The 8,726-nt window shown below is 66.4% G+C and carries 10 protein-coding genes; all 10 read right to left on the reverse strand.

Features of this window, described 5'->3' with window-relative positions; translation table 11 throughout:
- Window positions 1-530, reverse strand: a 530-nt coding sequence (locus K309_RS0132615; RefSeq protein WP_029050183.1) for a carboxyl transferase domain-containing protein, incomplete at its 3' end; no start/stop codon positions are given.
- Between the two features lie 88 nt (window positions 531-618).
- Window positions 619-1,047, reverse strand: a complete 429-nt coding sequence (locus K309_RS0132620) for a YchJ family protein (protein ID WP_029050184.1) — start codon at window positions 1,045-1,047, stop codon at window positions 619-621.
- Window positions 1,044-1,730 carry an HAD family hydrolase gene (locus tag K309_RS0132625; protein ID WP_029050185.1) on the reverse strand — a complete coding sequence of 229 codons (687 nt, stop codon included), beginning with the start codon at window positions 1,728-1,730 and terminating at the stop codon, window positions 1,044-1,046. Before K309_RS0132625 ends, K309_RS0132620 begins: the two co-directional genes overlap by 4 nt.
- Entirely contained in the window at window positions 1,727-2,392 is a 666-nt protein-coding gene (locus tag K309_RS0132630; RefSeq protein ID WP_029050186.1) for a 2-hydroxychromene-2-carboxylate isomerase, read from the reverse strand. The genes K309_RS0132625 and K309_RS0132630 overlap by 4 nt, the downstream gene beginning before the upstream one ends.
- Window positions 2,393-2,499: 107 nt before the next feature.
- Window positions 2,500-3,630, reverse strand: coding sequence for an acyl-CoA dehydrogenase family protein (locus K309_RS0132635; RefSeq protein ID WP_029050187.1), 1,131 nt, complete (start codon window positions 3,628-3,630; stop codon window positions 2,500-2,502).
- Between the two features lie 31 nt (window positions 3,631-3,661).
- The gene (locus K309_RS0132640; RefSeq protein WP_029050188.1) at window positions 3,662-4,342 is read right to left on the reverse strand and encodes an SDR family oxidoreductase; all 681 of its coding nucleotides are present in this window, start codon (window positions 4,340-4,342) and stop codon (window positions 3,662-3,664) included.
- 111 nt (window positions 4,343-4,453) lie between these two features.
- The gene (locus K309_RS0132645) at window positions 4,454-5,632 is read right to left on the reverse strand and encodes an acetyl-CoA C-acetyltransferase (protein WP_029050189.1); all 1,179 of its coding nucleotides are present in this window, start codon (window positions 5,630-5,632) and stop codon (window positions 4,454-4,456) included.
- Between the two features lie 80 nt (window positions 5,633-5,712).
- The gene (can, locus tag K309_RS0132650) at window positions 5,713-6,384 is read right to left on the reverse strand and encodes a carbonate dehydratase (protein WP_029050190.1); all 672 of its coding nucleotides are present in this window, start codon (window positions 6,382-6,384) and stop codon (window positions 5,713-5,715) included.
- Window positions 6,381-8,204, reverse strand: coding sequence for a bifunctional isocitrate dehydrogenase kinase/phosphatase (gene aceK / locus K309_RS0132655; protein ID WP_029050191.1), 1,824 nt, complete (start codon window positions 8,202-8,204; stop codon window positions 6,381-6,383). The genes can and aceK overlap by 4 nt, the downstream gene beginning before the upstream one ends.
- Window positions 8,205-8,327: 123 nt before the next feature.
- Window positions 8,328-8,726 (reverse strand): acyl-CoA dehydrogenase family protein (locus K309_RS0132660; RefSeq protein ID WP_255360138.1); only part of this gene is annotated, 399 nt, incomplete at its 5' end.

Genomic DNA, 8,726 nt, shown 5'->3' on the forward strand with positions numbered 1-8,726 from the left:
CCCTGCTTGGACAGGTTGGCCTGGTTGTAGAAGATGCGGCCGAAGTGGTCGCGGTCGGGGAAGACATCGTCCTGGTTGGGCAGGTTGGCGCCGCCGGAATCGACCAGGTAGATGCACGGCAGGTTGTTTTCCTCAGCGATCTCCTGCGCGCGCACATGCTTCTTGACCGTCATCGGGTAGTAGGTGCCGCCCTTGACGGTGGCATCGTTGCAGACGATCACGCATTCCTGCCCGGCCACGCGGCCGATGCCGGTGATGATGCCCGCGCCCGGCGCGGCATCGTCATACATGTCGTAGGCGGCGAGCTGCGACAGCTCCAGGAACGGCGTGCCCGGATCGAGCAGCTGCTGCACGCGGTCGCGCGGCAGCAGCTTGCCGCGAGACAAATGCTTGTTGCGCGCGTCATCACCGCCGCCCTGCGCCAGCTTTGCGATCTTCGCCTTGAGGTCGGCCACCAGATCCCGCATCGCGTCGGCGTTGGCCTTGAACGATTCTGAGCGGGCGTTCAGTTTGGTTTCCAGCGTGGGCATCGTATCGTCTCTTCGTGCTTGGGTCTTGGTGGGGATCCGTCCAGCCTGCGCTGCGTGCGGTGCTGCAGGCCGGGCTACATGGCGATACTCATGGCGCTTTCCCGATCATGTCGCCATCCACATAGAGCCAGCGCGGGGCCTCGCCGGGCACGCGCGGCTCGTGCACGAAGCGGCTGCGCTCATGCAGCCGCCACGCGCGGCCACCGACCTTGTAGCGCGCGACGAACTCCACTTCGGCATGGGTGTTGTCCTGCTGCGCGTGTGCCTTCACCGACAGGCCGAGCCAGCGCGTGGCGGTGTCTGGCACAAGGTCCGTCGGACAGGTAGAGGGATGCCACGTCTGGCGCAGCCAGTCGGTGTCGTTCAGCACATAGGCGCTGTAGCGCGAGCGCATCAGCGCCTCGGCATTGGGCGGCAGTGCCTCGCCGCGATGGAAGCGGCCGCAGCACGCGGCATAGTCGGCGCCGCCGCATGGGCACGGCACCGGACCGGCCTTGGGCGGGCGGCGCGCTGTCATCCCACCAGCTCCGGCAGTTCGCGCATGTCGGTGAAGAGCGTGTGCGCACCCGCTTCGCGCAGCGACGCGGCGTCGTTGCGCGCGGCGTAGCCGAACACCGTCATGCCCGCGGCCACGCCGGCGGTGACGCCGGTGGGGCTGTCTTCGATCACGGCACAGCGCGCCGGCTCGACGCTCATGGTGCGCGCGGCCAGCAGGTACACGTCGGGCGCCGGCTTGCTGCGCGCCACTTCGGTGGCGGAGAAGATATGCTCGCGCTCATCCTGCTGGAACAGCTCGACCAGTCCGGTCTTGGTCAGCTGCAGCTTGACCTTGACACGGTCGGCACCGGACGCCACGCACACCGGCATGCCGGTGGCGGCGATCTTGCCGATGGCGTCGCGCACGTGCGCCACGGCCGCCACTTCGGCCTCGAGCACCGCGTTGCGGCGCGCCAGCCAGGTCGACAGCCAGTTTTCCGGCAGCGGCGCGCCGCGCATGCGTTCGATCATGTCCAGCTCTTCGCGCACGGCGCGGCCGAGGAACAGGCGCGTGGAGTCTTCCAGCGAGATCTCGATGCCGAGTTCGTTCAGCATCTGGTTGAGCACGCGGTTGACGATCGGCTCGCTGTCGACGAGCACGCCGTCGCAGTCGAAGATCACGCAATCGAAACGGCCGGAATGGCCCTGGGTTACTGCGGTCATGCGGGTTTCTTTTCCTTGTTGTCCAGGCTGGCTACACCAGGTACGGCCCGGAGTTCGGTCTGGCGGCGCGCCTTCAGGTGCGCCTCGACCTGGTCGAAGCGGTCGAAGCCCCAGAAGGGCTCGCCGTCGACGATGACGAAGGGCGAGCCGAACACGCCCTTGGCCATCGCCACGTCGATCTCGGCCTTGAGCTGGTCCTTGATCTGGTAGCTGGTGGCGCCGGCATCCATGGCCTGCACGTCGATGCCCAGCGGCTCCGCCAGCTTCATGATCTCGGCCGGCTCGGCGATATTGATGTCGTCGACGAACAGTGCGCGGTACACCGACCTGGCGAACGCCGCGGCGATATCGGCGCCGTGATGGTTCTGCAGCCACAGCATGGCGCGGGCGGCATGCGTGGTCGGCAGCGGGAAATGCGTGGGCCGCTTGTACTCGATGTCGTGGAAGCGCGCGGTGCGCTCGAAATCGCGCCAGCTGTAGTCGCCCTTGAGCGGCAGCTGCGGCAGCGGCGAAGCGCCGGTGGTCTTGAACACGACCCCCAGCAGGATCGGATGCCAGGCGACGATACGGCCGTACTTCTGCGCCAGTTCATCGATGCGGGTGCTGGCGAAATATCCGTAGGGCGAAGAGAAATCGAAGTAGAAATCGATCGCTGCGGTCATGTCGGGAGCCTTTGTTCTTGTCTTGCCGAGTCGGGGGTCGGGGTCGTGCCGCCCTTGCCGGGGGCGCCGGCGGCACTTGGCATCATCGTACGCTGTTTAAGCCATGATCAGGCAAGTGCGCGCGCAATCAGGATCTTCTGGATATCGCTGGTGCCCTCGTAGATCTGGCACACGCGCACGTCGCGGTAGATGCGCTCGACCGGGAAGTCGCTGACATAGCCATAGCCGCCGAACACCTGGATCGCGTCGGAGCAGACCCGCTCGGCCATCTCGCTGGCAAAGAGCTTGGCCATCGCGGCTTCCTTCAGGCACGGCCGGCCGGCGTCGCGCAGCGCCGCGGCGTGCCACACCATCTGGCGCGCCACGTCGATGCGGGTCGCCATCTCGGCCAGGCGGAACTGCACCGCCTGGTGCTGGAACAGGGGCTGGCCGAAACTCTCGCGTTCCTTCGCATACGCCAGCGCCGCCTCGAACGCGGCGCGCGCCATGCCGATGCTCTGCGAGGCGATGCCGATGCGCCCGCCTTCCAGCCCGGACAGCGCCATCTTGTAGCCGCCGCCCTCATCGCCCAGCAGGTTGGCCGCCGGCACGCGGCAGTCCTCGAACAGAATCTGCGCGGTGTCCGACGAATGCTGGCCGAGCTTGTCCTCCAGCCGCGCCACTACGTAACCGGGTGTCGACGTCGGCACGATAAACGCGCTGATGCCGCGCTTGCCGGCGGCCTTGTCGGTCACCGCCAGCACGATCGCCACGTCGGCATTCTTGCCGCTGGTGATGAATTGCTTGACGCCATTGAGCACGTAATCGTCGCCGTCGCGGACCGCGGTGGTGCGCAGCGCCGCCGCGTCGGAGCCGACGTGCGGCTCGGTCAGGCAGAACGCGCCGAGCGTCTCGCCGCGCGCCAGCGGCGCCAGCCACTGCTGCTTCTGCGCTTCACTGGCGAACGACATCAGCATGCTGCACACCGGGCAGTTATTCACGCTGATGACGGTGGAGGTGCCGCCGTCGCCGGCCGCGATCTCTTCCAGGATCAGCGCGAGCGACAGGTAGTCGAGGCCGGCGCCGCCGTATTCTTCCGGCACGGCCACGCCATAGGCGCCCAGCGCGGCCAGCTCGCGATGCACGTCCTTGGGGAAGGTCTTGTCGCGGTCCCACTGCGCGGCCTGCGGCGCGATCACCTCCTGCGCGAACTGGCGCACGGCGTCGCGGATCATTTCCTGTTCGGGGGTCAGCAGCATATCGATGGTCGGTTGGTCGTGCGCGCCGCGATCACCAGGGGATCGGCGTGCCGTCGTAGTTGTGGAAGGTGCCGTTGTCGCGCCGCTTGACGCCGGCCAGCACCTGGCGCATGCCCTTGACGCTCTGCTGCACGGTCAGGTCGGCGTCCTGGCCGCCCATGTCGGTCTTGACCCAGCCGGGATGCAGCGCGATGCAGGTGGCGTGGCGCGCGTCAAGCGACACCGCGCGCAGCGCGGCGTTGGCGCCAGCCTTGCTGACGCGGTACAGCCAGCTGCCGTTGTGCTCCATGCCACCGATGCTGCCCATGCGCGAAGACAGCACCGCCAGCACGCCGCCGTGGCCGGACTGGCCGGCTTCGACATAGGGCAGCACCAGCGGCAGCGCCATCATCGGGCCGAGCACGTTGACGTGCATGACCCGGTCGAACTCCTGCGGCGTCACCGGCTGCGCGCCTTCGGTGCGCGGACCCAGCACGCCCGCGTTATAGATCGCCACGTCGAGCGCTTCGCCGTCGAGCTTCCAGCCCAGCCCGGCGACAGCGCCAGGATCCGACAGGTCGACCTGGTGGGCTTCGGCGCCGAGCGCCTGCAGCGCGCCCACGCCCTCCGGCGTGCGTGCCGCCGCGATGACGCGCCAGCCGTCGGCACGGTACTGGCGGACGAACTCAAGGCCGATGCCGCGGGAGGCACCGAGGATCAGGACGGTTGGCAAGGGTTGCTCCTTGGTCTGGTATGGGCGGGTTCAGCAATCTGCCTCTGCATGGCTCCCCTCTCCCGGCCCCCCTCCCGCTTGCGGGAGAGGGGAGAAACAAGCGGAAAGGCGTTACAGGATCTCGATCCCGACCGCCGTTGCCTCGCCCCCACCAATGCACAGGCTCGCCACGCCACGCTTGCCGCCGGTCTTGCGCAGCGCGCCGATCAGCGTGGTCATGATGCGCGCGCCCGAAGCCCCGATCGGATGCCCCAGCGCACACGCGCCGCCGTGGATGTTGACCTTGTCGCGCGGGATCTTGAGGTCGTGCATCGCCGCCATCGGCACCACGGCAAAGGCCTCGTTGATCTCGAACAGGTCGACGCTGTCGGTGGTCCAGTCGAGCTTGCGGTACAGCTTGGCGATGGCCTCCACTGGCGCGGTGGTGAACCAGCCCGGTGCCTGCGCGTGGGTGGTGTGGCCCAGCATGCGGGCGATCGGCTGCAGGCCCAGCCGCTTCGCGGTGGAAGCACGCATCATCACCAGCGCCGAGGCGCCGTCGTTGATCGACGACGACGATGCGGCGGTGATGGTGCCATCCTTGGCAAAGGCGGGCTTGAGCGACGGGATCTTGTCGAGCTTGATGCGGCGCGGGCCTTCGTCGGTGTCGATCACCGTATCGCCGCCCTTGCCCGACACCGTCACCGGCGCGATCTCCCAGCGGAAATCGCCCTTCTCGGTGGCCTGCTGCGCGCGGCGCACGCTCTCCATCGCGAATTCGTCCTGCTGCTCGCGCGTGAAGCCGTACTTGGCGGCACAGTCCTCGCCGAAAGTGCCCATGGCGCGGCCCTTGTCGTAGGCGTCTTCCAGGCCGTCCAGCATCATGTGGTCATAAATCATGCCGTGGCCGATGCGGTAGCCGCCGCGGCCCTTCGGGATCAGGTACGGCGCGTTGGTCATGCTCTCCATGCCGCCGGCGACCGCGATGTCGAACGAACCGGCGATCAGGCCGTCATAGACGGTCATGGCCGCGCGCATGCCCGAGCCGCACATCTTGTTGACGGTGGTGCAGCCCACGCTCAGCGGCAGGCCCGCGCCCAGCGCAGCCTGGCGTGCCGGCGCCTGGCCCAGGCCGGCGGGCAGCACGCAGCCGAACACCACTTCTTCCACCTGCTCCGGCTTCAGGCCGGCGCGCTCGACCGCCGCGCGGATGGCGACGGCGCCGAGCTGCGGCGCGGTCACGCTGGCGAATTCGCCCTGGAACGCAGCCATCGGCGTGCGGGCGGCTGAAACGATGACGATCTCTTCCATGTCGGGTCTCCTGGATCGGGGTATGTGTGCGGTAGTGCTGTCGGGTGAGGTGTCGGGTGAGGTGTCGGCTACGCGCGATTTCAGCGGATCGACGCCTGCGGCGGGTCGCCGTACTGGCGGTAGGCCGCGGCCAGCTGCTCGTGCAGCTCGTCGTTGTTGCTGGCCGCCATGCCCAGGTCGCGCAGCAGGCCGTCGGACACGCCGTAGATCCAGCCGTGCACCGTGACGGCCTGGCCACGGTCCCAGGCGTCCTGGAGCACCGTGGTCTGGCAGATATTGCTGACCTGTTCGATCACGTTCAGCTCGCACAGGCGGGTGTGGGCATCTTCCTCGCGCAGGATGGTGCCCAGGTAGGCCTCGTGCTTGTCGGCCACGTCGCGCACATGGCGCAGCCAGTTGTCGGCCAGGCCGATGCGCTCGCGCTTGAGCGCGACCTTGACGCCGCCGCAGCCGTAGTGGCCCACCACCGTGATATGGCGCACCTTGAGCACTTCCACCGCAAACTGGATCACCGACAGCGCATTCAGGTCGCTGTGCGCGATCACGTTGGCGATATTGCGGTGGACGAACACCTCGCCCGGGGCCAGCCCCAGGATCTGGTTGGCCGGCACGCGCGAATCGGAGCAGCCGATCCACAGGTATTCCGGCGCCTGCTGGTTGGCCAGGCGGGTGAAGAAAGCGGGGTCTTCCGCGTTGACGCGGTCCACCCAATCGCGGTTGTTGCGGAACAGCTGGGCGATGGCTTCATTCATGCGACTCTCCTTGCAGGGTCGGCGGCAGGCAGTTCGGAGGCAGCGCCGTAGCGGTTGATGAATCGCTCGGAAGGGTGATAGGCAAAAAAGTCATGGACATGTCCGGCCAGCAGCCGGTCCTTGTGGCCCTGCCACATGGCAGGGTCGAAAAAATCCGCGTGGTGGCGCAGGAACGCCGCGCGCACGCGCGTGTCGCCCAGCAGGAACGTACGGAACGTCTCGGGAAAAATATCGTGCGGCCGCACCGTGTACCAGACTTCGCCCGACATCTCCTCTTCCTCGTTGCGCGGCTGCGGCACGTGGCGGATGTTGCAGTCGGTCAGGTACTCGATCTCGTCGTAGTCGTAGAACACCACGCGACCGTGCCGCGTGACGCCGAAGTTCTTGTACAGCATGTCGCCCGGGAAGATGTTGGCGGCCATCAGTTCCTTGATGGCGTTGCCGTATTCCAGCACGCCGTGCTCGACCTGCTCGTCGGTGCCTTCCTGCAGGTAGATGTTCAGCGGCGTCATGCGGCGCTCGATATAGACGTGGCGCACCACGATCTCCTCGCCCCCGTGCTTGTCGCGCTGGTATTCGATCATCGACGGCGCGTGCTGCTCGAACTCGCGCACCAGCGCATCGTCGAAACGCGACAGCGGGAAGGCCACATCGGAATACTCCAGCGTATCGGCCATGCGGCCGACGCGGTCGTGCTGCTTGACCAGCTGGTATTTGGATTTCACCAGCTCGCGCGTGGTTTCCTTGGGTGCCGGGTAAAAGTCCTTGATGACCTTGAACACGTACGGGTACGACGGCAGCGTGAACACCAGCATCACCAGCCCGCGGATGCCGGGCGCGACGATGAACTTGTCCGACGAATGCTGCAGGTGGTGCAGGAAATCGCGGTAGAACAGGTTCTTGCCTTGCTTCTGCAAGCCCAGCGACGTGTAGATCTCCGCCCGCGGCTTGCGCGGCATGATGTCGCGCAGGAAGGTCACGTAGGCCGACGGGATCTCCATGTCGACCATGAAGTAGGAATGCGTGAACGAGAACAGGATCAGCAGCTGTTCCTTCTTCAGCAGCACCGTGTCGAGCATCAGCTTGCCCGAAGGGCCGTGCACGATCGGGATCGCCAGCGGGAAGGTGCGGTCGCCGTTCAGGATGCGGCCGATGATGAAGGCCGACTTGTTGCGGAAGAACAGCGACGACAGCGTATGGACCTGGAAATTCGGCGCGGTGCGGAAGTCGCCGAAATGCTCGCTGACGGCGCGCACCACGTAGCCGATATCCCGCTTCAGGTCTTCGAACGGGCGCTCCAGCTGGAAGTTGTGCACGATGCGCTCGAAGCATGCCGCCATGCCCGCGCGGCTGCCCGGGTAGTAGGCGCGGAAGGTCGGGCGCGTCGGCGATTCCTCGTTCTCGATGTATTCGGTCGAGATCGCCGGGCGCACGAAGATGAAATCGTTGTTGAAGTACGAGCGGTGCAGGATGCGCGTGCAGACCGAATTGAAGAAGGTCTCGGCCAGCTCGGGCTGGTGGTGGTTGGTCAGCAGCCCGATGTAGTGCAGCTTGATCTGCTGCCAGATCTCGTCGTCGATGTTCTCGGCGTCATATTCGTCTTCGAGGATGACGCTCGATTCGCGCACGCGCTCGTTGTAGAAGGCGATGCGGTCGCGCTGGATCTGCTGCAGCCCGTGCCAGTCGCCGGCCTCGAACTTGAGCTTGGCCTGGTGGCTGACCTCGCGGAACAGACGGTAGTGCTTGTCGAACCCGTCGAGCATCGTTCTCGCCACATCGAAGGCAATCTGCGAGGAGAGCAGTTTGGGGAAGTGGGACATGGATCGACGGGGGCGACTGCGTGACGGTCTTGCGACGGGTAGTTGGGATTGTAAATGGGTTCCGGGGAAGCGCTCCGGATGTCCGGGGGCGCCGGAGGTGATTCCGGCGCACCCGGCACACCGTTACATCGTTTCCGCGAACAGCTCGCGGCCGATCAGCATGCGGCGGATCTCCGACGTGCCTGCGCCGATCTCGTACAGCTTGGCATCGCGCCACAGGCGCCCGGCCGGGTATTCGTTGATGTAGCCGTTGCCGCCCAGGATCTGCACGGTCTCGCCCGCCATCCAGGTGGCCTTCTCGGCCGTGTACAGGATCACCGCGGCGCAGTCCTTGCGCACCTGGCGCACGTGGTCGCTGCCGAGCGCGTCCAGGTTCTTGCCGACCGTGTACAGGTAGCTGCGCGCCGCCTGCAGCGTGGTGTACATGTCCGCCACCTTGCCCTGGATCAGCTGGAACTCGCCAATGCTCTGGCCGAACTGCTTGCGGTCGTGGATATACGGCGTGACCACGTCCATGCACGC

This window comes from Cupriavidus phytohabitans, from assembly GCF_000426345.1.
GTDB lineage: Bacteria > Pseudomonadota > Gammaproteobacteria > Burkholderiales > Burkholderiaceae > Cupriavidus.